General features: G+C 57.9%; 28 protein-coding genes. 7 read left to right on the top strand and 21 right to left on the bottom strand.

What is annotated here, in order from left to right:
• Positions 1–12: 12 nt before the first annotated feature.
• A complete protein-coding gene (locus V7773_RS02480) occupies positions 13–207 on the top strand; it encodes a DUF7740 domain-containing protein (RefSeq protein WP_027912535.1) in 195 nt (64 codons plus the stop codon).
• 134 nt (positions 208–341) lie between these two features.
• Here V7773_RS02480 and V7773_RS02475 read toward each other — a convergent pair whose 3' ends face one another.
• Both V7773_RS02475 and V7773_RS02470 read right to left on the bottom strand, forming a co-directional pair.
• The gene (locus V7773_RS02475) at positions 342–1,304 is read right to left on the bottom strand and encodes an ArdC family protein (protein ID WP_336072190.1); all 963 of its coding nucleotides are present in this window, start codon (positions 1,302–1,304) and stop codon (positions 342–344) included.
• Between the two features lie 130 nt (positions 1,305–1,434).
• The gene (locus V7773_RS02470; protein WP_336072189.1) at positions 1,435–1,764 is read right to left on the bottom strand and encodes a hypothetical protein; all 330 of its coding nucleotides are present in this window, start codon (positions 1,762–1,764) and stop codon (positions 1,435–1,437) included.
• Positions 1,765–2,213: 449 nt separating this feature from the next.
• Between V7773_RS02470 and V7773_RS02465 the strand changes: the two genes are divergently transcribed.
• The gene (locus V7773_RS02465) at positions 2,214–2,612 is read left to right on the top strand and encodes a DUF3742 family protein (protein ID WP_027912532.1); all 399 of its coding nucleotides are present in this window, start codon (positions 2,214–2,216) and stop codon (positions 2,610–2,612) included.
• Here V7773_RS02465 and V7773_RS02460 read toward each other — a convergent pair.
• The 5 genes from V7773_RS02460 to V7773_RS02440 form a co-directional block, all read right to left on the bottom strand.
• On the bottom strand, positions 2,601–4,142 hold the full coding sequence (locus V7773_RS02460; protein ID WP_336072185.1) for a conjugal transfer protein TraG N-terminal domain-containing protein: 1,542 nt from the start codon (positions 4,140–4,142) through the stop codon (positions 2,601–2,603). The two genes, V7773_RS02465 and V7773_RS02460, sit on opposite strands and share 12 nt — an antisense overlap.
• Before the next feature lie 10 nt (positions 4,143–4,152).
• Positions 4,153–4,461 carry a hypothetical protein gene (locus tag V7773_RS02455; protein WP_336072184.1) on the bottom strand — a complete coding sequence of 103 codons (309 nt, stop codon included), beginning with the start codon at positions 4,459–4,461 and terminating at the stop codon, positions 4,153–4,155.
• Positions 4,462–4,464: 3 nt separating this feature from the next.
• Positions 4,465–5,847: an integrating conjugative element protein gene (locus V7773_RS02450; protein ID WP_336072182.1), complete on the bottom strand. Its 1,383-nt coding sequence runs from the start codon at positions 5,845–5,847 to the stop codon at positions 4,465–4,467.
• Entirely contained in the window at positions 5,844–6,800 is a 957-nt protein-coding gene (locus V7773_RS02445) for a TIGR03756 family integrating conjugative element protein (RefSeq protein ID WP_336072181.1), read from the bottom strand. The genes V7773_RS02450 and V7773_RS02445 overlap by 4 nt, the downstream gene beginning before the upstream one ends.
• 115 nt (positions 6,801–6,915) lie before the next feature.
• Positions 6,916–7,170 carry a helix-turn-helix domain-containing protein gene (locus tag V7773_RS02440; protein ID WP_048392796.1) on the bottom strand — a complete coding sequence of 85 codons (255 nt, stop codon included), beginning with the start codon at positions 7,168–7,170 and terminating at the stop codon, positions 6,916–6,918.
• 158 nt (positions 7,171–7,328) lie between these two features.
• Between V7773_RS02440 and V7773_RS02435 the strand changes: the two genes are divergently transcribed.
• The 3 genes from V7773_RS02435 to V7773_RS02425 all read left to right on the top strand — a co-directional run bounded on the left by V7773_RS02435 (position 7,329) and on the right by V7773_RS02425 (position 8,763).
• Positions 7,329–7,586, top strand: a complete 258-nt coding sequence (locus tag V7773_RS02435; RefSeq protein WP_336072179.1) for a LasR-specific antiactivator QslA — start codon at positions 7,329–7,331, stop codon at positions 7,584–7,586.
• 185 nt (positions 7,587–7,771) lie between these two features.
• Positions 7,772–8,020 carry a hypothetical protein gene (locus tag V7773_RS02430; RefSeq protein ID WP_336072178.1) on the top strand — a complete coding sequence of 83 codons (249 nt, stop codon included), beginning with the start codon at positions 7,772–7,774 and terminating at the stop codon, positions 8,018–8,020.
• Complete coding sequence (locus V7773_RS02425) at positions 8,017–8,763, top strand: zeta toxin family protein (RefSeq protein ID WP_265072912.1); 747 nt, start codon at positions 8,017–8,019, stop codon at positions 8,761–8,763. The genes V7773_RS02430 and V7773_RS02425 overlap by 4 nt, the downstream gene beginning before the upstream one ends.
• A 24-nt stretch (positions 8,764–8,787) precedes the next feature.
• Here V7773_RS02425 and V7773_RS02420 read toward each other — a convergent pair whose 3' ends face one another.
• The 9 genes from V7773_RS02420 to V7773_RS02380 are packed head-to-tail and all read right to left on the bottom strand — an operon-like array spanning position 8,788 to position 16,246.
• Positions 8,788–11,535, bottom strand: coding sequence for a conjugative transfer ATPase (locus tag V7773_RS02420; RefSeq protein WP_336072177.1), 2,748 nt, complete (start codon positions 11,533–11,535; stop codon positions 8,788–8,790).
• Positions 11,535–11,951 (bottom strand): TIGR03751 family conjugal transfer lipoprotein, encoded by a 417-nt coding sequence (locus V7773_RS02415; RefSeq protein WP_336072175.1) that lies wholly within the window; start codon positions 11,949–11,951, stop codon positions 11,535–11,537. The genes V7773_RS02420 and V7773_RS02415 overlap by 1 nt, the downstream gene beginning before the upstream one ends.
• A complete protein-coding gene (locus V7773_RS02410; protein WP_336072174.1) occupies positions 11,914–13,431 on the bottom strand; it encodes a TIGR03752 family integrating conjugative element protein in 1,518 nt (505 codons plus the stop codon). Before V7773_RS02410 ends, V7773_RS02415 begins: the two co-directional genes overlap by 38 nt.
• Entirely contained in the window at positions 13,421–14,233 is an 813-nt protein-coding gene (locus V7773_RS02405; protein WP_336072172.1) for a TIGR03749 family integrating conjugative element protein, read from the bottom strand. The genes V7773_RS02410 and V7773_RS02405 overlap by 11 nt, the downstream gene beginning before the upstream one ends.
• Entirely contained in the window at positions 14,230–14,871 is a 642-nt protein-coding gene (locus tag V7773_RS02400; protein WP_122426622.1) for a PFL_4703 family integrating conjugative element protein, read from the bottom strand. The genes V7773_RS02405 and V7773_RS02400 overlap by 4 nt, the downstream gene beginning before the upstream one ends.
• On the bottom strand, positions 14,868–15,281 hold the full coding sequence (locus V7773_RS02395; protein ID WP_336072167.1) for a TIGR03750 family conjugal transfer protein: 414 nt from the start codon (positions 15,279–15,281) through the stop codon (positions 14,868–14,870). Before V7773_RS02395 ends, V7773_RS02400 begins: the two co-directional genes overlap by 4 nt.
• Before the next feature lie 7 nt (positions 15,282–15,288).
• The gene (locus V7773_RS02390; protein WP_025214484.1) at positions 15,289–15,660 is read right to left on the bottom strand and encodes a TIGR03745 family integrating conjugative element membrane protein; all 372 of its coding nucleotides are present in this window, start codon (positions 15,658–15,660) and stop codon (positions 15,289–15,291) included.
• 17 nt (positions 15,661–15,677) lie between these two features.
• Positions 15,678–15,917 carry a TIGR03758 family integrating conjugative element protein gene (locus V7773_RS02385; RefSeq protein WP_175384903.1) on the bottom strand — a complete coding sequence of 80 codons (240 nt, stop codon included), beginning with the start codon at positions 15,915–15,917 and terminating at the stop codon, positions 15,678–15,680.
• Positions 15,914–16,246 (bottom strand): integrative conjugative element protein, RAQPRD family, encoded by a 333-nt coding sequence (locus V7773_RS02380; RefSeq protein ID WP_080712582.1) that lies wholly within the window; start codon positions 16,244–16,246, stop codon positions 15,914–15,916. The genes V7773_RS02385 and V7773_RS02380 overlap by 4 nt, the downstream gene beginning before the upstream one ends.
• Before the next feature lie 136 nt (positions 16,247–16,382).
• On the opposite strand from V7773_RS02380, the gene V7773_RS02375 reads away from it, so the two are divergent.
• The gene (locus tag V7773_RS02375; RefSeq protein WP_038436692.1) at positions 16,383–18,134 is read left to right on the top strand and encodes a hypothetical protein; all 1,752 of its coding nucleotides are present in this window, start codon (positions 16,383–16,385) and stop codon (positions 18,132–18,134) included.
• A gap of 50 nt (positions 18,135–18,184) precedes the next feature.
• Entirely contained in the window at positions 18,185–19,267 is a 1,083-nt protein-coding gene (locus tag V7773_RS02370; protein ID WP_241802037.1) for a DUF3800 domain-containing protein, read from the top strand.
• A gap of 74 nt (positions 19,268–19,341) precedes the next feature.
• Here the strand turns inward: V7773_RS02370 and V7773_RS02365 are convergent, their stop codons facing one another.
• From V7773_RS02365 to V7773_RS02345, 5 genes are all read right to left on the bottom strand, one after another.
• Positions 19,342–20,073 carry a TIGR03747 family integrating conjugative element membrane protein gene (locus V7773_RS02365; RefSeq protein ID WP_025214479.1) on the bottom strand — a complete coding sequence of 244 codons (732 nt, stop codon included), beginning with the start codon at positions 20,071–20,073 and terminating at the stop codon, positions 19,342–19,344.
• Between the two features lie 89 nt (positions 20,074–20,162).
• A complete protein-coding gene (gene traD, locus V7773_RS02360; RefSeq protein WP_336072161.1) occupies positions 20,163–22,268 on the bottom strand; it encodes a type IV conjugative transfer system coupling protein TraD in 2,106 nt (701 codons plus the stop codon).
• Positions 22,269–22,276: 8 nt separating this feature from the next.
• The gene (locus V7773_RS02355; protein ID WP_336072159.1) at positions 22,277–22,792 is read right to left on the bottom strand and encodes an integrating conjugative element protein; all 516 of its coding nucleotides are present in this window, start codon (positions 22,790–22,792) and stop codon (positions 22,277–22,279) included.
• Positions 22,789–23,337, bottom strand: coding sequence for a lytic transglycosylase (locus V7773_RS02350; protein ID WP_336072157.1), 549 nt, complete (start codon positions 23,335–23,337; stop codon positions 22,789–22,791). The genes V7773_RS02355 and V7773_RS02350 overlap by 4 nt, the downstream gene beginning before the upstream one ends.
• On the bottom strand, positions 23,319–24,038 hold the full coding sequence (locus tag V7773_RS02345; RefSeq protein ID WP_336072155.1) for a TIGR03759 family integrating conjugative element protein: 720 nt from the start codon (positions 24,036–24,038) through the stop codon (positions 23,319–23,321). Before V7773_RS02345 ends, V7773_RS02350 begins: the two co-directional genes overlap by 19 nt.
• Positions 24,039–24,044: the final 6 nt, after the last annotated feature.

The raw sequence follows: 24,044 nt of genomic DNA, 5'->3' as shown, positions 1-24,044 counted from the left end.
TTGGGTCTTGCCATGAACCTAACTGACGCCACTCTCATACTGCTGCTCGCGGCACGTATCCATGGAACAGACGAAGCCGTCAGGGCCTCGGCGAAGAGCGTGGTTAAGAAGCTTCCGCGCAGCAAACGCGATCTGATCTACAAGGTGATCGACAGCCGAAGTCCACTCGAGCTGGTGGATTACTTGGCGGAGAATCTGGATACGTAACGGCGTACTGCGGTTACGGGATTACCTCATGTTCTTTGCGTCAGAGCTCCGCAGTGTGGGGATTTTTCTGGGCATAGAAAAAGGGTCCAACTCGTGTTGGACCCTGTGAAGCGATTGCAGCAGTGAGGTAACGATCAAGCTCCATCGTTCATGCATCGCGAATTATCCATTACCGTCTGCTTCTGTTGCTGCTCCAGGTCGAGCACATACTCCGAGGCGCATCGGGCCTGGCCACTGGCGCGGAAAATCGCGCGGTTGTCAGACTTGAGCAGGCCGAGCCAGGAGTCGATGTAGCCCTCGTGCCGAAGCTCTCCCCGTATACCGGCGTAGGCACATAAAAAAGCGGCGCCCATTTCTGCGATCAACTCTTCAAATGCATAGCCTGGCGAGCCAAATGGACACGGAGAGGTCACGCCTTCGCGCTGCAATCGAGAGTGGTGTCCGGTCCAGTGCGTCAGCTCGTGAAGCGCCGTGGCGTAGTATCCACCTTGATCGTGGAATTGCGATTTTGTCGGCAGTTGGATGAGATCCCTGATCGGGTGGTAAAAGGCTTCGTCGGCAAATCGATGAATGATGTTTGCGCCCGAACGAAACAACAGATTTTCCGCAGCGCCGTTGGGGAAGAAGGGATCGCTCGGTTCCGTCTCGAGCACGGTTTCGTTGAGCGTTTCGAGCCCTTCCGTTTGCTCGGTGTTGAACAGAAAATGCGTCCTGAGAATGCCAAAGTGAGCGATCTTGGGCTGACCGTTCTCATCAAGTACGGGTTGGCCTGATTCGGTCTGTTCCTCGCGCTCCATCGGCTTGTAGAGCACTGCCAGAGTGCTGTGCTCACCCTTACGGATGTGCCCGCCGGCTTTTTTGGCTTGAATGAAGGTCAGCCAGCGATCTTGAGTGAACCCCTGCAACCTGGCCTCGGCCCAGAGCAGCGGTAAATTGATGCCCGAATAGGGACGCTGGGTGATGGCGTTGATGGGGTAGGGTTGGTGATGACCGACGTCAGCTGAGCCACTTGAGGACCAGGGTTTGATCCAGGGCGCTACGCCTTGGTCCAACGCGGTAACGATCTTGTCAGTCACGTCTTGGTAGATATTGCGCATGGCATGTTCCTCGAAGAACCGGAGGAACGCCTTGCCCGTCGGGGAGGGTTCCCCGGTGGGTGTTGATTGGATTGGTGCAGGACTGCGTATAGCCTGAGTTGGATCAGTGGCCGGGTATGGCCATTTGCGGTCAGCGTTGCTGCTCTTTCGCAAGCGCTATCAGTAGGGCGTTAGGTTGGTCTGATACCTGAAGCAGGCTGAGGCTCAGTCGCAGCAATGGTTCATGTTCTGCATCACTCACTGAGCCGAACTTAGCTATCTCGAACACCACGTAGGGTGCGTTTGGATCGGCCAGGTGGGCTTTGAAGGCTGCGCGTACCACGTTGCTCAGCCTATCGAGCTGCAGCTTTTCAGGATGACTTGAACCATCGAGCAATACTGCGTGTTGCCACGCGTCTGGAGTGAACACAACGGGCAAGCGCAGAGTGTTCAGTGCTTCGCTTGTGAGTGAGTCGGACATGGTGTGCTCCGTTGATAGCGTGAAGAAACCTGTCCCATAGGGGAAAGAATTTCCCCGCGGTGGGCTGAAGAAAAACAAGAGGGTTTGGGACGAGCTGAGCTCGAAAGACGCTCGGAAGAGCAGTAGGCGTTCATCACCATGAAGCGTGACCGTGCGAGCCACCGAACGCTAATCGCACTTGGGGGGAACCATCACCGGAGTGACGTAGCTTTGAAGGCTCTGGCTACCAGGGAAGGTGCTGTCGATAACAGCGATCCGTACCCTCTATGTAGCTGGATGATATGGATGGGTCAACGGCGATAGAGGCGCTGGTGCACGAGCTGCGTCTTCTGTCTTCCAGTGAAGAGTTTTCGATCGAATAAGCTGATAAACGGTTAAGCACGAGCGGTTTTCAGTAGTAGGCTGTAATCTCGATTTCCACAGGAATACGCTCAGAAGAGGGCGCAATCATGCCGGCTCAGCAGCCACTTCAAATCTCCCGCGCACACCGCTGGGCATATGCATGCGGCATGTCGGTAAAACGTGTTTATCGCAGGTTGAAAGGATTTGAATCTCGTGTGGCTAAACGTGCGGTGGCGACAGGTATGCCTGCGGGTGGGCTATTGGTTCGTGGGAGCTTTCTGGTTACGAAGCTGGCACTCATCCTTGGGTTGCTCTTTATCGGTTTCTGGTTGGTAGCTTCTGTGGTGACGATGATCGCTGTGATTGGACTTCTGGTGTCCAAGACTGCCATTGATGCGGATATTAATGAGGCGGCACCCGGGGCAGACTACCTTGGTGCCGACCTCTACATCGGTGACTTCGACGACAACGGGCATTACATCGGCGACAGCAAATCATCTAATTGAGCGGCTAGCCGCCCCCACTACTTGATCCGTACCTTTGCTTGCTGAATCACTTGCTGCTTTGCTGCCGTTCGCCAACATGCCTTGAATCCCGTTTCCTACTGCATATCCTGTCCAGCTCATAGCTCCAAGGAACAGCATAGGCAGTACGATGAACATTGCCCCCATCACATACTCAATCACCTGCGCCGTGACCGTTCCATCCATAAATCCGGATGTCGGCAGCGACAACAGTACCTGATTGGAAGTCGACACTTGGTTATACAAGGTATCGAGCATGCTGGAATCGATCCAACGGGCCAGCTCCCACCAGAAGGTCAGCATGTGCAGCGTGAACAGCGCGAACGTCACCGTCATGACGGTCTTTAGCTGGTAGGTACTGACCAGCAGGATCAGTGGCAGGCTGATGATGACGCCCATGATCAGGAAAGCCTGCACCATCGGCAGAGCGGCGCGTAGCGCGTTCATCGCCGGGAAGTTGCTGAAGGAACCGAGGGCTAGCCCAGTGTTGGTGGCCAGGTTATTAAGCCCCTGATTGATCGATCCACCGCGAGCACTGGAGCCGTAGTCCTGGTACACCTGTCCGGGCGACATGGACATCGATTGTTGGCGTGGGCTGACCAGTTCGCGCAGGGTGGCATCCTCGATCTCGTTGCTTGAGCGACCAGTCAACCAGCCTTTCAGCTGAGTCAGCAGCGAAGGATCGACTTGCTCGATCAAGCGCTCTCGCAACCCGACTCCGCTGTCCCCCCACCACTGTTTGCAAGTGGGGTAGCCCGCGCCATTTTCCAGCCGTGGCAAGGAAATATCGCGGGTTTCATCGTAGGGCCAACTGACTCGCGGTGTCCTCGAGCGATCGGTGTCGTAGTAGCCTGGTGTGTCGAGAAAATAGCGTGAGCCGATCCAGGACGCATCATGACTTTGTGCCTTGTCCAACTGAGGACGGTTGGTGAACAGCCGAGAACGGGAATAGCCGTAGCAGTCGCGAGTGAAGTCGGCGACTTCCTGTAGCAGTACCTGGTTATCGATGCGCGAGCTGTCGATCTCCATGCGCATCTGCCGGATGTCCGGTGCGCAGGGGATGGAGGCGGTGGCCGCTGCGGTCACTCCTTTACTCAAAGCGTGCACCAGAAACCACCAGATTGGCACGTTGGCAGAGCGTTCGCCGATGGTATTGAAGGTGATCCCCCAGGCGGTTTCCGCTGGCTTGGCCACACTGACACCGCACCGTTGGCTCGCTGCATCATCAAACGCCATTGAGGCGAGGTTTAGTGGGAAGACCGGCGCGCAGCCGAACAATACGACGATGTAAGCCAACCAAAGCCGGTTTTCGATTCGAGGCATCGAGAGCAATCCCTTGTTGCCTTCATCCGCGCCTTGCTGACGGGCTGACAGCCATTCTTGCAAGATGATCGCGCCGAAGGGTGCGCCGAACAGTCCGGTGTCAGACAGGACGTTCCAGATACCGTTGTTGATGATCCAGGCCAGCAGCGAGAGGTAAAACTCTAGGTAGCTGTTGGTGCTCATGAGCATGATGGTGACCTCACAATCGGGTGAGCTCGACGACGGTCAAGAGCACAAGTCCTAATACTCCGATGCGTTTTACGCGCAGTCGATCCTGTGGTCGATGTCGGTAGCGCCGAAGTAGATCCCACCAGAGCGCAAAGAGGGCGCCGTAGAGCAGGGCACGCCACCACCTCAGATAAGGTCGTACGGATTCGAACGCCTGCTGCCAGACCTCGAAACTGCCCAGCACAATGCGGCCGATCCAGGCGACCAGTGCGGCGCTCAGGATCATCCCCGCGGCAATCCCCAGGTTTGAAAGCAAAGTGAATAGCGGTGAGCGCTTCATGGCTTACTTGCGCCTGGCGTCGGCGTCGTTGAGTCGGCCAGGTTCGGGGTCGCCTTGCTCGACGGTACGCGAAGCATCGGCACCACCGGCATGTCGATCGAGTACCAGGCTGGCGGTATTGGCAGCCAATATTTGTCGGACCTGCAGCTCGGTCTGCAGCAGGCGTATTTCACGTTCCAGCGTGTCGATGTTTTTCGTCAAGGCCGTTTGGGCCGGCTCGGCGGAAGCGATGTTCGGTTCGTGGCTGCCTGCCAACAGCGTGCGCAATAGCAGGAGCGCTTTGTCGAGCACGCTGGACAGGGCCGTCTCACTGGCCAGGCGCCGCGCCAGGAGTTCCTGATCAGGATCGTCGCTCAGGGCTTCGATCACACCACGAGTCACCGGCAGCATCGGGCTGGAGGCTTTGCTCAGATTGTCAGGGGTAGGCGGCAGAGAACCGGACAGCAATCCTTGCAGGGTCTTGAGATGTTCACCATAGGCCTCCTGGATCAGCGGCGTCAGTCCGCTGCCAGCGGTAGCCCGCAGAGTCTCGCAGGTGTCGCAGGTTGCGACTTCGGTCTCGCCCAACACTCGAACAGCCCATTCGGATTCCTCTTGGGGTGAGGTCCATGCCTGGCAAATAGCGCCGCCCAGGCAATCACTGCTACTGATCGAGGCGCTGTCATCCACCGACCGGTTATGCAGCAGGTTGTAGCCCGCGCGCACCACATCGGAGGTTGCCCGGATAGGTGTTTGTCCGCTACCTCCAGCCTTCTGTCCGCCGACCCAAGACACCCCATTGTTGCCGTTGCGGGCCTCGGTGTTTTTCACCGCAGCCACCGCATCACCGCCGGTTTGTTCGAGGTTGCCCTGCATTTCCTGGTTCTTGGCCAATGCGCCCCAGCCGGCTTGACCGACCTTGTCCGCCATCTTCTCAGCCATGGCCTGGCAGGTCAGTTTGGAGCGGTCGAAGTCGATACGCCCCTGCATCACGCCGTTACTGAGCAACTCATAGAGACCGGGATTGGCGCGCTGGATGATCAACGCCGGCAGCGACATCACCGCTTGGGTCGCGTTCTGCACAATGCTGCCCATGATCTGCTGGAACCCTTCGGTGACGCCGTTCAACTGGTTTTGTAAGGTGTTGGTGAGGCTCATGTTTCCGCACATCATGTTCGCCTGCCAGGATCCGCCGACACCGAGCCCGTTGGGGCGATAGAGCGAGCTCGGCGAGCCCGCTGCCGAGCCGCCACCGATGGTATACATCACCCGGTCGTCTAGCACTTCGCCTTGAGTGCCTAGGCGGTAATCGTCTTCGGCGCTGTGGACATGCGTGGCCACGGCGAGCAGTCCGCAGAGCAACAAACTCATCGGACCCAACCATGGTCCTGCAAGATGCCTACTCATAAAGCACCACCTTCGAAGTCGATGCTGAACAGGAAGGTCTGTCCCTCTCGCTTGCAGCAGCTATAGGGACGCCACAGCGACCAGGCGTAGCCGCCATCCGCGCTCTGCACCGAATCGCTGGGGAAGATGGCACATGTGGGTTGAACCACGGGGGAGAGCAATTGCCATTTGTGGGTCGAAGCGTCGTTTTCAACGATTGGGCCAGGCGGCCAATAACCCTCGCGTGGTACGGGTATGAGCGGGATATACACGTGCGGTTGCCAGTTGCGGGTAATGACATCACCCGCCCGCTGCGCCATCACCGCAGCGGCTTTGAAATCGTCGGGTTGCACCAAAAATCCTTGCCGGGGATAGACGTTGCCCCACATGTTTCCCGCGAGCTGACGACCGATTTCACGGATCCCGGGCACAAGCGACTCGGGGTAAAGGCTTTCCGGGATGCCATGACGCCAGGCCAGTGAGTCCAAAGTGCTCAGGTAATAGGGCATGAACGCAGTGGCGCCGCTGGCGCAGGCGTAGCCGGATTGCGAGGCCAGTTGCGTGGCGGCCCAGCCACCTGGATGACCGATGGCATCAACGTTTTTGAAACGAGGCAGGTTATCGCGCTGGGTGTTCGGCGTGATCAGGTTACCGCCTCCTTCCGCACCACTGATAGGAGAGGATAGGGCGGCCATCTCGGTCCAAGGATTGGCGCCGGTGGTGGCATAGCTCGAGACCACCAGCTCAGGAATGAAGTGATGAACCTTGGTTGAGGTTTTCACAGTGCAGCCGAAGGGGGTGCAGAGCAACCAGAAGCAGATGCCGACGACCTTGTACTCGAGGCAGTCTGGAGAAAGCACGGAGGCGGCAATGCTGCCGGTATCCAACGCTACGCTTGGCCCGGATGCCAGCAGAATGCTCAGCACCAAAGGATGCAACTTCTGGGGCGAAATGTGCGGGCAGGCAGCAGACATGATCCAGGCTCTGGGTGTATGGCCTGGACAGGTTCAATAATCGAGAGAGGGGTGTCAGTGAGAAAGCCGACAGCAGGATAGTCGGTTTACAGCGACCTTCTAGATCAGCAGAGGGTCATTCAACGCTCAGCGTACGAGCAAGCGCGTCAGACTCGATGAGCAACTGATCCGTTTTGATCTCGAAAATGTTGGCGAGTTTGCAGAGTACCAATAACGACGGGTTGCCTACCCCTCGTTCGATTTGACTCACGTAGGTACGATCCACCTCGGCCATGAGCGCCAATTGCTCCTGGGTAAGGTTCTTCACGCGTCGCATCGAGCGGATATTTTCCGCGAGTTGCAGACGGAGCTGTTCGTAGTCTTGAGTCATGCGCGCAAACTGCGCCTTGAGGGACTCTCAATCCACGGGATATAGTCTACATTGGCTCTGATTCGGGCTTTTTTGATGCTTAAGCCGAGTGTCAATTTTGTTTCTATGCTGCTTAGAACAGACCGAGCATTAATAAATAATCGAAAGCTAAGGTGTCTATGGACGAAAATTACGTTTCAATTCCGGCGGCGGACGGCTGCCCGAGCCTTTTGACACCATGGGGCAGCGAATTTGCGCCTATGATCGAACGTGGCGTGCAATGCGCCCAGGCCTGGCTTAATACACCCGGTGACGTACCGCTGTGGTGGGAACTGGCGCAGGCACGGAAGACTTGTCCGGCAGGAGACTCTCAGGATGCTTTCGAAGCAGGATTTTTATTGAGAATTCAGCAACGGCTTCAAGGCGTTTCACCGTAGCCGTGCGGCTCCAACCCTGACGATATGGCCTACACGGGAAAATTTACTGGAAGGTATGGTTCCAGGCTCCATTCCTCTAGAATGGAGATCTGACAGAAGTGGCGTTGGTCTGTGATAAACAGATTTACGTAGCTAGGATTCTGATAAGTGCAGATTCTGCACGCTCTGAGAACGTGGAGCGCGATATGAAAGCCGACCAAGTGTTGAGTGACGATCTGGTGAGCCGACTGGAGGGTAAAATCCCAGCCATGGCTGAAGGTGCGATCAATACGGCCTATATCAACGCGCTGGCGGCCGGACGCAGCGTGATGGAAGTCATGGACGGCAAGCTCGTTGAGACGACTGCCGACGGTAAGCACAAGGTTATTCGAGTGGCCAAGCCCAAGCATAAAGTGACCTTGGGCGGGATTATCAAGGTGCAACGCTGCTCATGACCGTCCCTCGGCTGAGGGTGTTTGCCGGCCCTAATGGTTCCGGTAAAAGCACAATGAAAAGTGCCGTCCCTTCCCACCTGATCGGGATCTACATCAACCCGGATGAAATCGAAAAGGCTGCCAAAGAGGGCGGACGCCTGGAGTTCAGCGATTTTCAACTGGAAGTCGAAGGTGACGAGGTTCTCGGCTTTATCAAGGCGCACCGACTGATTCGGTCGACCCAGCTCGTTGAAGAGGCAGCCAAAATAGGCTTCAGCAATAACGGCCTGAATTTCCAGTCCGTCGCGATGAACTCCTATTTTGCTTCCGTGCTCTCTGATTTCATGCGGCACAAGCTCCTTGAAGCCCAGTTGTCTTTCACCTTCGAAACGGTGATGTCTAGCGAGGACAAAGTCGCTTTTATGCTTAAGGCAAAAGCGTCGGGATATCGAACCTACCTCTACTTTGTCGCCACTGAAGATCCTGACATCAATATCAATAGGGTCAAGAACCGTGTCGCGGCAGGTGGGCACCCAGTCCCCACGGAAAAAATTGTGCAGCGCTACGGTCGTTGCCTGAACCTATTGCCAGCAGCCATCGCAGCCTCGAACCGGGCTTATATCTTTGATAACTCCGGCGCTGATCTGGTGCTGCTCGCTGAAGTAACAGACGGGACTGACCTTGAATTCAGGGCTGATGAGATCCCTGACTGGTTCATGCAAGCCTACGTGGAGAAGGTGTTCAAGGATTTGCTGCCGGGTTGATTGAAACCTAGGATCAGCTCCGTTTCACTTAATTCCTCGCATCCTATCGATCCGTTCAGCTACCCGGTAAGCCGCCTCCAATTCCGAGCAGCCGGTGCTCTGCATCAGTGTCCAGCGTTCGGCTTTTTCCTCGGGCTCTGTCATGGCCAGGGCGAGATAAAAACTGGGCGGCACGGCTCGAAACAGCGTTTCGAGTTTTTTCGACAGCACGACCCCCTCGGTGTATTTGCCCGGCTCCTTGCTGGCGGAGAGCAACAAGGCTTTCTGTGCCGGCGTGAGTTTCTTGAAACGTGCGATTTCTTCGATTTCCGCCGGTGGCATGTTCAAGCAAATCCACCACTCGATCATGTTGAGCATGGTCTGCGCGGCAATGGGGAAGTCGGCAAGGTTCTGCGTGGCGAGCCAGAACCAGGCGCCAAGCTTGCGCCACATCTTCGTGCCCTTGACCACGAACGGTGCCAGCAACGGATTCTTGGTGATGATATGGCCCTCGTCGGTGACCATGATGATCGGTCGGCCCAGGTACTGATCGCGCTCGGCGAGATTGTTCACGGTGTTCATCAGGCTGATGTAGCTGATGGACATCTGGGCTTCGTAACCTTCACGAGCATAGGTGGCCAGGTCGACAATGGTCACATCGCTCTCGGGCCAAGGCGTGCCCTCGCGATCGAACAGTTCGCCCTCGAAACCCTGGCAAAACAGGTCGATGGACTCGCCCATTTCCTGGGCACGCTCACGACGCTTCTCCGGCAAGTGCGTGTCAGCAGCGACGCGCAGCAAGGCGTCGCGCACGTCGCGGGTCAGTACCTGGCGACCCGCCGCGACACACGTCTGCGCCGCATCCAGGATGCACTCGCGGATCAAGCTGCGATCGGCTCGACTCAGGCGGGCTTCTTCCTTGGCCTCGCCACCAGTGATCATCAGGCGAGCGGTGATTTCCAATTCGCCAAGAACATCGCGTTGGTCTTCGCGACTTGCTACCGCCTCATCGTCCAGCTCATCAATCGACAGACTCGCCACCTGATCCGGTTGCTCGACCAGGCGCCAGGCATCGACAAAGGGTGCGAGGCTGACCGAGGCACCAGGTTTCAATTGGACCTTATTGACCGACAGACCTTGTGTCGCGAAGTAATCGCCCTGCAAGCCGAATGAGTTGCCGGCCTCGACGATAAATAAGCGTGGGCGGTACACCGCCATGATCTGCATCAGCAGGGTGACTAGGGTGGCCGACTTGCCGGCACCGGTGGGGCCGAACAACAGCAGATGGCCGTTCATGGCCCGGTCCAGCCGTGACAGAGGGTCGAAGCTCAGTGGCGAACCGCCGCGGTTGAACAGGGTGATGCCCGGGTGGCCGGTGCCGGTGCTGCGACCCCACACCGGAACCAGGTTCGCCAGGTGCTGGGCGAACATCAGCCGCGTGTACCAGTTGCGCGTGTCGCGGGCCGGGTTGTAAGCCATCGGTAGCCAACGCAGGTAACTGTTGCAGGCGGCGACTTCATCGCCTTCGCGTACCGGTTGCAGCCCCGCACCCAGCAGCGCGCTGGCCAGGCTGACCGAGCGCTGGTGCAATTGCTGCTCATCGTGACCGCGCACGTAAAACGCCAGGGTGCCCCGGTACAGCTTGTGCTGGCGGCCGATGATCGCGCGAGCCTCTTCGACATCTTGACGGGTCTGGGTCGAGGCCAGGTTTTCACCGATGGCTTTGCGCGCCAGGCGGTTTAACTGGTCCTCGAGCACATCCTGCGGTTTGACCACCAAGGTCAAACTCATCACCGTGCCTTCGGGTACCTGATCGAACAGGGCATTCACCGCGTCGCCCTTGTGGGTTTCGCCGGTTAGCTGACCAATCAGCGGTGCGCGTCGTAGCTTGTCCACGACCATCACCCGATGGGGCTGATCGTCGAAGTACCAGAGTCCACGCTGTACATCCGAACGCGGCTCATTGAAAAATAGGCGCTCGGCAAAGTCATGATCGAAGGGCAGCTCCAGCGACTCACCATCGCTCGTCTCCGGATAGGCCACGCGGCGGTAGAAATCCTCGGGCGCTTCATCAGTGAGCGTGGGTGCCGGATTGAACCACGGCACTAACCAGGCATACAGACCTCGGCCATCGACTCGCGTTGTTTGCACCCCGCATGCCTGCAACGAAGCCGCAATACGTTCGCAAGCCTGATGCAGGGATTGCACCGGGTTGAGTCCTGTCTCCTCAGCGTCAGACTCAAGCCAGCGATAGACCACCAGGCGCACCCGACGGTTATTGCCACGCCAGGGCAGGCGCGTCACCACCTTATCCTCAAACAGACCGCCGGGCTTGGCGATGGCCTTCAGATGACGGCGGCTGAGCTCCAAATACGCCTCGGTGAAGACCGTGCTTCGCGCGCTGTCCTGGATATAATCGGTGAGCCGGGTCAGGTAGGGGGTGAAGTCGTTGTCATCCTGACAGAAAAACTGCGCCACCCACGGCGCTTGGTCCAGCTCGTCAAAGCTATCCTGCAGGGCATCCTCGAGGGCATCGCGGGCGGCCATCAACCAATCGGGTTCGCGCCCTTCAGTGCCAATGGGCAGTAACTCGAACACCGCACCCACCGAGCGATTGTCATCGAGCAGAAAACACTGTTCGGCGTCGAGGTATTCGACCCAAGGCAGATGATCGGTGAAGCTGGGGTTGTGCGCATAGAGTGCCGCGTCATCGGCCAAGGTGGCGCGAGGGCGCAATGGGTGGCGCCAGGCTTTCCACGCAGGAGTGCGGTTGCCCGAATCGCCGGTACGCACTACAAGTCTTCCTGACGTTCACCCGGCAACGCGTACTGCACCCGTTGGTAGAACGGAAAGACTGTCGAGTAACCCGGGATCGGTGCCTGCTCGGTACCACTCAGATGCGGATACACGTACAGCACCAGATCGGGATTGGGCAGGCGAGGGAACAAATTGTGGATCTCGTTCGTCGCTGTGCGGGTGTACGGTTCTTGGAGAAAGGCGGAGAAATCTGCCTGGGTCAGCGGACGACGTAACTGCTGCCGAGCATCCAGCAGTTGCTGCTGAGTGCCTTGCGAACCGGCACCGTTCCAGATGTCCAACATGGTTTGCTCACCATGGGGCAGAAGCGTCTCCTTGTCGGTGGAGCACCCCGCCAGGACCCAGCAGAACACGCTAATCCAGATCAGGCAGGGAGACAGGGTCTTTTTCATGGCGAACGCTCCGGCCCATGGGCTCGTAGTCGATGGTGATTTCATGGTCGAGGTGCAATGCGACTTGAGCCGCCGGTGGCACGTACACGGCCGCAAAGGCCTCGCCATACAGCTTGTTCACCCACTCACGGATGTCGCTGACACCACCACTGAGAATTGAATTCAGCGCACTGTTGCTCGTGCTGTTGGTGATCCCGAAGGTACTGCCGCCAGAACTGATCACGCTGCTGTTGTTCTGCTCATCCCCAAGCAAGGCGGCGACGCCCGCACCGGCCGCAGTGATCAGACTCTGGCTGCCGAGGTATTGCTGGGCATTCGAGCGGCGCTCGCCGGCAATGCAAGGAATGCCATACGGATCGGACAGGTAACCGAGTCCTCCGCGGATCTTGTCGGTGTTTGAGCTCTGGGTGGTGGAGGCATTACGGCTGGCTACCGCTTTCGGCTGAGGCACCGTGCGGATGGTGCCATCGGTAAACACAAAGGTGATTGACTCGACCTGTCCGCGAACGCACGACAGGGTCCAGTCACCGGACGCCGTGCCGCTCATTACGGCGCCCGCAACGTCCGGCAGATCGATGCCGTTGGCTGTCAGATTCTCGGGGCCGACCAGCACTTTGAAGGGGTAAGGATCATTCACGGTGCCGTCGACTGGGACTCGGCCGATCAGCGCGGTCATGGCGACTGAACCCATCAATGTTGCGTTTTCGGGAATGGTATAGACCGGCTTCGCGCCTTCGGTACGATCAGCGGAGCGTGTCAGGTCACGTTCACCCTTGGTGACCTCGCGTAACTGCTTCTGGCTGCGGTCGATGGCATTGTCCTTCAAACCCTCCAGTGAGTTGAAGGCAGTAGGCAGACTCAGCGCGGACACGGTCTTGGTTTTGCCCTGGGCGTCGGTGGGCAGAGCATCCGAGGGCTCAATCCACTGCAATGCATCATTGGCAGAATGCTGCCGTTCAAACTGGGAGCCGTCGCCCGGCTCAAGCCCCAGTCCGATCGGCATATCCTTGTCTTTGTCGGTCAGCCCCGACAGCTGCTCCTGCAATTTCGTCAGCAGACCACGGGCCTGGCGACTGTCTTGTTCCGCTTTGAGTCGAGCCTCGTTGGCTTGTCGGCGACCTTCGTCGACCTGTTGAGTCACGCTGCCAAGCGCCGTCTGGATACGCGAATCAACACTGTTTTCCCGCTCGCGCAGGCGGTTGTTTTCCGTCTGCAGCGAATCGTTGTGTTTCTTCAAACCGAGCATGTCGCTGCGCATGGCCTTCACCTGGCCGACCAGGGTGGCGACCGTATCGCGGGGGGTATCGCCCGCAATACCGAGCGACTTGGCTTGCTCGGCGGATAACTGAAGATTGCCTTGATCAACCGACTTCTCTGGAGAGGAACTGCTGCCACCCGCGACCCAAGTTTTCAGGATAATCAACACCACGCCCAGCAGCGCAGCCGGTACCAGCCATTTGAGCAAGGCGTTAGCTTTCATCGCCAGCACCTCGCGAAACAGCCGGGAACAGCACGGCTTGCTCAAGGCCGGCACTGCGGGTGACAAGGTAGGCGATCGTGGTGTCTTCAGCGCTGCCGACAGGTCCGAGAAAAGCATGCTGGAAAGCCGCGGCGAATAGCTTGGGCTGGAGTCGACGTGGATCGAGTTGCACCGTCTCTGAACCACGATTGCGCAGCTTCACGGCCGTCACCCAGTAATCACCGAGTCGCCAGGCGGCGATGGGTGTGCTGGACACGTTTTCGGTCGGCAGCAGGGTTGGCAGTTCGGTGCGCAGCTTGAGCGGGACGCGGCGTACGCCGGGCAGGGACTCCACGGTGCGTAGCGGCGCGTACAGGCTTTGCGCAGCGTAGCGCGTCAAAGCGACTGGGATTGGCGTACGTTCTGGAACAGGGACGGTGCTAGATTCAGCCTCGGTAGGCTGCCGCTGAGTATTTTTGAGAATACGCACGGGTTCCAGCGGTTGATCGCCAGGCGTGGCTGCAATGTCCAAGAGGATGATCTCGCCCGTCGTGACCGATTGCAGTTGTAATCGGGTAGGTGCAATGGCTTCTGACGCGCGCAGGTACAGCGTTCCGCCGGTAGATTGCACGCGCAGCTTGCCGGTCAGAGTTAAGGGTACGCCGACTCGAACATCCTCATCGATAAAGACCACTCGTTCCTGATTGATCACCAGCGGGACCGCGAGAGGGAGGCGTTCCCAGCGCATCATCTCGATGGCCTGCGCTGCAGCTCCCCATAGCATCAGTGCGACGGTGAGTCCCAGGGGAGACATCCGCTTCATGGCTCACCTCCAGGCAGGGAGATTTTTTGCGGCGTGCCCTGATAACAGTCCAGTGCCAGCCCCCACTTATTGCGTTCGGGGTCCAGATCAAAACGCACCACGCGTAATGGATAACGCACCACCACCCGTTTCACCGGTTCGGCGGCGTAATACTCATCGGCGTTGAGGTCGAGGGTGACCAGCCAGCTGTCGCGATCGAGTTGCTTGACCCTGAGTTCCGGATCTTCGCTATAGCCTCGGCCCAGAATTTCGTAGACGCCACGTACCCGCTGGCGCAGCTCGCCAGCGGCCTTGCGGTACTCGTAGTCACCGTCGAGGAAGGCCTTGCAGGCGGGTGTAAGGTAGGACTGCAAGCCATAGATTGCGCGGCGATAGTCCTGCTCGCCATCCGAGGGCCAGCGGTTGAGCTGACCAAAAATATACAGGGCAAAGGCATACACATTCTCTGAAGGGATATCCCACCACTTGCGCGTGCTGCCCGAGCGCAGATCCGGTGGTACATGCACGGTCAGATCGGTGGGTGCTGAGCGCCAGCCGTACCAGAGCCCGGCACAGACCAGGGCAAGGATCATTACCGCCAGGCGCAGGCTGAAGATATGGGCCTGTTGGGCATCCACCTTGTTCCGAAAGCGGCTCATGGCTGCCACCGGGACAGGGCAGGACGCAGCCGACGTGAACGGCGGACCGTCCAGCCACCGGAGTGGAGAATCAGATTGCCGCGACCCAAGCGCCAACGGCTAGCCAGTATCCATTCGATCTTGCGGTACAACCAGGTCTCGGGACGGGCCCGTTTGGCTCGACGCAAAAGCGTGCCACCGGCCAATAACACCACGGCCATGCCTGCGATCATGCCGGTCGGCGCTACGGCAATGGAAGCGGTGGCGGTCGCCAGAGGAACGCCCAGCAGCAGGCCGATGACTGCGCCGGTACCCAGCGCTACCCACATCTCATCATTGGTCAAACCGCGCAGTACGGCAGGGTTGCGATTGAGTCGCTCGGGCAGAAAAACCAAGGTGCCGTCGGCAAAGCGTTCGATAGTGTCGTTCATGCCAACCTCACAGAATTGCAGCAGCCTTGGTCAGGAACCAGATGATGATCACCACTAGCAGGGCGCCGATACCGACCACCGCGCCGAGATCTTTCCAGGTCTTGCGCTGGTTTTGCACGTCGGCATACACGGTCAACGAATGCCAGGCCACCCCTAAGAAGGCGAGCAGGGCGATCAGAAGGCCGAGCAGGATGCCGCCGTCGTAGGCATAGTTTTTGATCGTCTCGATCAGGCCGGTTCCTTCGCCGCGGGAAGGAGCTTCCATGGTCGGTAGTTCAGCAAAAGCCAGGCCTGGACCGAGCACTAGCAGCAGACCGATCAAGCGCTGGCTGGCACGATCACACAGGTTGTTTTTCAGAGGGGCAAAACATTTGAGCATGGCGGTGATCTCCTGGATTAGGACAGGGTAAAAAACATCAAAACCAGCAAGGTGAGCAGGACACGGGCAGTACTGCCGCCAAACGCGCCGAAGCGCACACTGCCGGCCGCCCATCCCCGGTAAGCGGTCCAGATCACCCATGCACACCAAAGCAAAGCCAGGACGAGAACCAGTGACAGCCACAGTGTCGAACTGCTCTGTGCCGAGACGCCGGAGGCATTTTGGAACGCTGAGCTCTGCGCGTCAGTCATGCTCATGGCAAAGGCTCCGCAGGCGGAGTGTCAACGCGGTAATCGCCGATCAGTTCAGTGGGATCGCGGGGTTGAGCGCGAGAGGGGGAAAGGTAGCCCTGCACACCATGACGGATGCGTTGGATGTCCCGAATCAGGCGGGGATAGTCGAAGCGATAGCGCTCGTCGGGTTCAGACCTGTTGGCTGTCTCAGTACGTGTCGCAAGGCGTTCGATAATGTTGAGTTGCTGCTGGACGAGGCTGAGCTGATCCTGCTCATGAGCAGATGCGGCGTAGCTGCTGCCATCGACGATAGCCAGCGAGAGTAGTAAACAGCGAAAGACGGTAGTTGGCATGATGCTGGCCCATGTTGATCTGGGAGAAGAATCAAGTCAGAGGTCGAATTGTTCATTAAGAAACTTGAGGTGTGATCAGTCGCTTTTTCGGGGAGTGGACTGATAGGCTGTTTGCGACACTCAAGGAGAAGGACTGATGTTTGATTACGTGGGAAGATTTCCTATTCCGACCGACCTGCTACCGCAGCGGTTGCGCTCACTGCTAGAACCAGTGGGAACTGATCCGTTGCAGAGAGTCGAGGTGAGTAGTTTCACGGAAACCGAACGCTCAGAGTCGAACCGCGAGACGGTTCATATGTTGATGGCTGTAGTTCCCGATGACGGTAACGCGATACCCGTTCTACATAGTCAGGGTGTGGTGGCGCACGGGGTTCCGACTCCAAGTGAGAAAGGGGGCGTGAAAGACTTCACACCGAATGTGAGCGGGTATGACTACATCGTTGCCTCCTGGGGCAGCAGCTTGTTCTTCACATACACCTTGGCCGAGAAGGTATGGATGGCGTTGGGTTTAACGCCACGATGCATTGGCAATGAGCATCAGCGTTTGGTTTACGACGATTTGAGCCTTCCAGAGTTCGGAGTCGCTGAAGGTGAGGTTTCGCTGCAATACCACTTCAAGCCGTCCCGGGATGTTAATTGGTTCATGTCAAACGAGTATCTGCGCAAGTATCTGTGGTTGAGGGGAGGACGCGGCGTTCGCCATTTCTTCTATCAGGCGACGCTCGCAGACAGCCCGCAACTGCGCAAGCTGATGAACGGGGAACGTTTTCATTCTCTTGGCGAGCCGGGGAGCTGGCTTGATGGCGATCTTCGTGAAACAGAGAACGGCTTACTGCTCCAGGTATGGGCGACAGTAGTGGCAGTTTCCTGCAACCTCTGCCCTCAGCAGACAGCTGATGGGCTGACTTGGCCAGGTGTTGCTGGAAAGGTTACGCACGCTAGTGCCAATGACATCATGAGAAATGATACGACGGTCTATCTCGACGACAGATTTCTCGAACGCTATGAACAAAACAGCTTGTACGGAAGCACACCTGTAGACGCGCATGGTGGCTGGTATTGCAGTCCATCTTATCTTGGGCAGTGGTCTTTCACTGGGTGCCGGAGAATCGGGCGAAACCTAATCGAGGTGGATTTACGGGATCTGTACAAAGGCGTCCCGGAGCGGGAAACATTGCATGCTCATGTCCACGCCCTGGATCCTGCGATCGTGAAACAGTGCGACCTGACTGAAGAACACATCGTTTCCAAAGTTGATCGGTTCCTCACGCAAATGCTGTCCTTGGGAGAAAACCTTTCTCGGCTTGGGACCGCGCTGGGCATCGAAAAACCGGCTGTTGAACTGCTCGGGTTCTCACGGGAAGAAGTTGCAGCCGATGGCTGGCTACATTATCCGCAGGTTGCAAAACTCGCTCAGTTCGCGCCCTTGAACATGACCCAGCAGGCCTTTCTCGCTCGATGCAAATCCATCCATGAAATTTGGCAGAAGCTGCCCGACGGTTTCCTCAAACAGCTTCTGGAAGCTATGGGTGTCCCGAGAAAGTTGATCGCCACTTTGGGGAAGCTAAAGCTTCTGCAGTGCTTACTGAACATCCTGACCAGATTCGACGAAAACTGCGAGGCATCGGACGCACTAAAAAGCAAGGATGAACCAGAAGGCTGGAATGCGAAAAACAGCGACATTGCAATGCTGTTCGTCACCTACGATCTTCGCATTGCCGATGCCCATGACGCCGTGAGCAAGATCGAGAGGTTGCAGGATCAAGACTTCGACACGGCTACATTGCATCAAGGTTATGGTCGTGCGCTCGACTTTGTCCTAGATGGCGTCATCGACGCCTTCACGGCAATCAATAGTCCCCTGGGCCGTATCCTGGCACGCGCATGATGTGGCAGGGCCTGGAGACATTTTACAATGTGGGGAGACCAACCTTGAGCATGACGTTCTACCTCGACGAGAGTGGGCATAGCGGTGACATAGTCAACAGCGGTGACGGCTTCGACTTCAAAGGGCAACCGTACTTCGTACTGGCTGCGGTGGGGGTGAGTGACGAGTCGGCAGTTGTCACTCGAATCGAAGAGCTGCGTGCATTGCACAGGATTTCACCTGGTGAGCTTAAGTCCAAGTCTCTGATGGCCAAGCCCAAATTTGTTTTGGAGGTTATAGACTACCTGGAGTCTATCGGTGCGCCTCTGTTTGTCGAGCTCGTGGATAAACGCTATTTCATCTGCGTGCACATCACGAGTTTTCAGTTGCTACCATCTTGCATGGGGTTCCCCGAAGGTGCACCCATGACCTTCCTTAGGAATACTGTTGCGGACTTTCTGAATGCTGAAGCTCCGGATCAGGTGCTCGACGCATTTGTCCAAGCCTGCCTAGAGCCTTCTGAGGCGCACCTGCTGCAGTCTCTTTCATTGCTTCAGGATCTGGGCGTGCGCCTTCTGGACATCCCAGGGAAGAAAGATATTGCCCGAGGCGTAGTCATGATGGTGGAAGATGCCCGTAACGAGTATCTGGAACTTAAGGAGCAGGATCCTGACGCATTTCTCCAGTTCCTTCCGCCACCTGATCACAACAAGCGCAGCAAGCGTGTTTGGATGCTTCCCAATCTGACCTCGTTTGCCAACATCTACGCGCGCCTGAATCTCTACTTCAGACGGAATCTGCAAGGTGTCCACATCGTTCACGATCAGCAGTTGGAACTCGAGGATATCCTGCATCTGGGGAAAGCGACTGTGGAAGCCCAGAAGGACCAAAGCCAGGTTCCATACACTCCACACTCGGACTTTATTTTCGAAGAGATGGCTACTTTCACGTTTGCGCAGTCGCACGAAGGCATTGGCCTGCAGATAGCGGATGTCGTGGCGGGGGCGGTGATGCGCTACTTCAGGGATAGCCAGAGTGCAACGGTAAATCCTGATCTGGCAAAGGCCGTCGAGCGCTTGATCAGCACATCCGATGCTCGAACCGGTTACGGGGTCAATCAGGTCGTGGCCTCGCAAGATGTGCGGTACGCTTAGCTAGGAGGGCTGCGGCCGTCAAGCACGCGTGTCATCGTATCGACTGAAATAAAAAATCAGCACTTGTGCTGCACTTAAATATATTTTTTGAACGTCGCTGCGGTGATAGCTGTCGTTACTCCGAGCAACACCGCGCAAGGCAAAAAAACGGCCATCGGATTGAGCGAAAAGGGCAGGGACAGGTAAATGATCCAGGGCACGATCAGCAGGGGTATCACTGCTCGCTTAGCGCGATGATAGACAAAGCTGCTTTCTCGCCCCGCGCCAAATTTTCGCAGGTCACGACGCATCAATCCATCGACAAAACCAGTGGCCACGGCCAGCAGAAATAAGGGTATGGCTAGAACCAGAATGGTCAGGCGCACCACGAAAGTGAAGGTGACATACACCGCCGCTAGTACAAAGTCCTCGATACTCACGTAGAGCTGGTTAACCCTGCTCCAGAAACCGTTGCCCTGACTCGCCACTCGTGCCTGCTGGGCAAAATCCGCAAAGCCAGTCTTGACCAGCAACCATTGATTGAGAAAATCCAGTACTTGAACAATCCTTCGCCCGGGTTGTTGGAGGATGAGTGAAGCTTTGAAGTGCTCGCTGAGCCACCCCAGTTCACTATTCAGCATGACCTGGCTGTGTCGCCAACCCTGATCGCCCCAGAACAGCAGCAAACCGGCGAACTCAATGAGGATCGAAAACAGCAACGAGGCGATCAGCAAACTGATGATGCGTAAAACCAATCCAATCGCCAATACGATTAGTCCCGGGCGCTGGATCGGTTGTGGCGGCGTGTTCTGTAAGGAAGTCGCCATCGTTTACTCCATTGCGCACCGTTGAGTCGATGCCGCCACGGCGCCTGCCGAATACGTAATTGCTGAATCAAAACCTGTAGCGGGGCGGGCTACCCCACCTGATCCAGATCGAAGTTGGTTGTTGGGCCGCCACCGCTCGCGCTCCACCATTGGCCCGCCTGTTCGTTATAGGTGGCCCGCATCCGCTGGGTAAGCTCCTGCAGGTCCTTAGGCATGGCATCATCGTTGGAGGGCTTAGGCAAAGGCATGCGGACTTTCCAGAGCTGCCCACCGGCCTGGAAGGAGAACATTTGCCCCTTGGGCAAGCTGACGATGTGAGCGGGCTCGATCAACGGCACGCTGGTGCTGCTGACGCGATCCTGCGAAGACGAAGTGAAGTCTGTGTTGGCGTCGGGATCGGAGGTGTCGGTGGCACCGGACACCAGCGTTTTCGTAAGTACATTCACCATAGGCAACTGCTTGGTGAGTAACTCCGCGGTAGCGGTTTCACGCACGCGTAGCATCTGCAGGGTGTTGAAATTGCCGATCACCTGGCCGGCCTTGGCCCGGTTACCGATTCGCGCTTCGATGTCGCTGAGGGTCTGGGTGTAGGCCGTCACCTGAATGCCGGCGCCGCCACCCTTGTTGATCAGCGGAATGAACTCATCGCCCATCAACTCGTTGAACTCATCAGCGTGGAGATTGATCGGTAGCTTGTCACCGCTGCTGCCGGATTGGGGCAGGCCATGGTCGATGCCGTGTTTATAAATATGTCCTGCCACGGAGACCAGATCGGCAAACATGGAGTTGCCCACCGCGGCAGCGACCTCTGCGTCGGTCAGCGCATCGAGGCCGACATAGACGATGCCGCGTTTTCGGATGACTTGCATCCAGTCAAAGATCGGCCGTGGATCGTCCAGATCGGTGTAGTTGGGAGCCAGTAACTGGGCCGTCTTGCCGGTGGTGAGTTTCTCCAGCAGCGGCAGTAGTGAGGCAACGATTTTGTCGAAGTAAGTACGGTCGTAGCGTACCGCCGAACGCAGCCCGTCCATTACTGGATCAAATACCCGCTTCACCGCCAGGTACTGCTCGATGGCCACCACGCGCTTCTCGCGCCCGACCATATGCCGGGGAATGTTCTTCTCTGTGAGCTTGCCTTCAAGCTGGACAATCACTTCCCACGCTTTCGGATCGGTTCTGGCGAAAAACTGCTGAGCGTATTCGATGAACAGTGCGTCGATGTTGACCACATGGCGTTGGATCTGCAGGTAGTCCGGACGCCGGCCTAACTCGATCAGGGCGCGGGCGATGATGTTGACGAAACGCCAGGCGAACTCGCGAAAGGCGGCCGAGTTGCCTTCACCACTGAGTTGCCCGGCGATCCGTGACGCCACTTCCGAAATGCGCCCGAAGCGTCCCACTGCATTGTAGCGAGCGGAGATCTCTGGCCAGCCCAGATGGAAGACATAAAACTCCTTTTCCCGACCGGCGCGTTTGGCTTCGACGTACATCCGTTTGAGCAGGTCGGCATCGCCCTTCGGATCGAAGACGATGACCACCTCATGTTCGATGCGGTGAATGTCTTGGGTGATGTACACCTCAGCGAGTCGCGTCTTACCGACACGAGTAGTGCCGAGCACCAAGGTGTGCCCGACCCGTTCACCCAGCGGCAGACCGACTTCAGTTTCATCGGGTTCGACCCCATGCAGCAGTGGCGAGCCACCGACCGGTGGTAACGGGCGCAACGGATTGAAAGCGCTGTCCCAAGCCGTGATACGCGCCAGTGTCGAGAACGGAAACGGTGCATGTTCCAGTCGACGTTCGAGTTCACGGGCCAAGCGGTAGCGGGTCGGTTGATCGACATAGTGGGCGACCGCCGGATCCTGGGCCTCGACCAAGCGCTGGGTGTGCAGGCGGGTCCAGCGAAAACCGCGGCCCATGAACAGCCGCTTGCGGCTGACCGGAATCTGCCGGCTGGTCAGTTCGTAGCGAGGCAGCCGACGGATATTGCGCCGATAGCGCAACACCTCCCAGGCTTGTCGCAGTCGGATCAGACCGAACAGGGCATAGGCCAGCGCCGCCACCAGACCGATCTCGGGTGAGAGGGCCACAGCCCAGGGCGAGTACACGCACAACACCCCGGCGGCGATGCAGATCGCTACGGTGTACAGTTCCACTGCTGGCCGGAGCTTGGACTCCATCGCATGCTCGGCCATGACCTGACTCACTGTTCCAATGAGGTGGCGGTGATCAGGACGGGGTAGTGCTCAATCTGCAGGCGGGTGGCGATGTCGTTGCCGTTGACCGGCAGGATGGTGATGCCCGGAGCGGCTGCTCGAATCCGGGCTAGGGCTTCAGTATCGGCCACTTCGACGGCGAGGCCAGCCGCGCCCATTTGCTGCAGTTCAGCCGCACGTTGCCGCAACCAAGCCAGTGATTGGGGATCCTCGCCAATCAAGAAAAAAGGCCGCAAACCCGGCATGTTCAGAGTGCGAGACGTGATTTGGCCGGGGCTCAAGTGAGAGCTGTGGATGGGCAGTATCCAGGCTTCATCGGCGAACGCGGACAGGTCCGCATGCGTGGCCCGATCAGGCTGGATCTTGTTGTTTATTGGCGGCCCGGAAACATGAAAATGAAGTCGAATGAAGTCTCTAGGCTGATCTTCTGCAACGGACAATTCCGACTGGGCGAAAGCAGCCAAGAGCAGGGCGAAATGACAGGTAATGGGGATTCGCTTCATGGTGGTGTGCTCTGTTTGAAGGAAACCTGCAATCGTTCGAGTTGTCGGGAAAAGCCGGCGCGGTAACGCGCGGCCGGCATTCCTCCCGCCGGGCGGTGATAGCGTCCAGCAGCTGATACCCAATCACCGGTGGCGGCGTGATGCTCCCGTAACAGCGCGGCGGTCACGGCGAGATTTCGATAGGGGTCAAGTGCATCGCAGGGACTGGAAAAGCGTTGCCCGTGATAACCCAGGTTGGTTTGCCCGAGTCCAACATCGACCCGCTTGGCGTCATGTCGGGTGAGCGCCTGAAGCAAAGCGGGACAGGCGGCCTGGCGAGAGGCGAAGCGGTAGGGGGTTCCGGCGATGTTCAGGGTCCACGGCCAGGGCAGCAGTCGACCCCGGACGCGGATACCACTCTCCTGCAGGGCAATCGCGAACAGCACCGTAGAAGGGATGTCGGCATCATGCGCCGCCAGTTGGTAGGCCGGAGGCGGAAGTTCGTCAGCCTGGACGGCGAGCACCGTCAGCATGAGTGCAATACCGCTCAGTCGAGGCGTTGCCATTGTCCATTCACCTGCTGGAGCTTGGCGGGTAATGGTCCTGGGGCACCCAGGCTGAACCAGCGACCACGGTCATGGTTCAGGGTGATTTGCCGGCGCTGAACCTTGGCCGGATTGATGTCTGCGTGACGAGCCCAGCTACGGACACGTTCATCCTTGCCCTGGCTGCCCACCAGATAGATATCGAAAGCCATGTCGCTGCTTTGCAGACGCTTCGCTTCGACCTTGCACGCCGCGCAGTTGTCCTCTACAAACAGGGCCTGGCGTGGCGCGACCGATGAACTGGCAGGGGGCGGGGATGCCATGCCCTGAATCGGCAACAGCCCCGGAAATAGCTTGGCCCAGGCCGCGGTGTAAGCGTTTTGGTAGGCCAACTCGCGTTCGGCGCGTTTGGCTTCCAGCGCTACCTGCAATTCGGCATAGCGCTGGCGCTCTTGGTCGGTCTCTGCCTCGACGCCGAGTGCAGTCAGCGGATCGAGGTTCGGGCTCCAGAAACCACGCGGGCCGGCTTGGATCTGTTCGAAGCGCGTCCACTCCTGCTCGGTCAGGCCCCAGTTCGCCGCCTGTTCAAAGTGCGAGCGCCCCAGCGGAGTGGATTGTGTGTCCTGGACCCGTGACGGTGTCGTGACAGGGTTGCCCATCGCAGCACCCGTGCTAAGCAATGAAACGAGACAGACGACGGGGGACAGTAGCGCTCGGTTCATGATCGT

Source organism: Pseudomonas sp. 3JA (assembly GCF_036961705.1).
GTDB classification, from domain to species: Bacteria; Pseudomonadota; Gammaproteobacteria; order Pseudomonadales; family Pseudomonadaceae; genus Aquipseudomonas; species Aquipseudomonas fluorescens_Q.
This window is presented reverse-complemented; position numbering and strand designations above follow the sequence as displayed.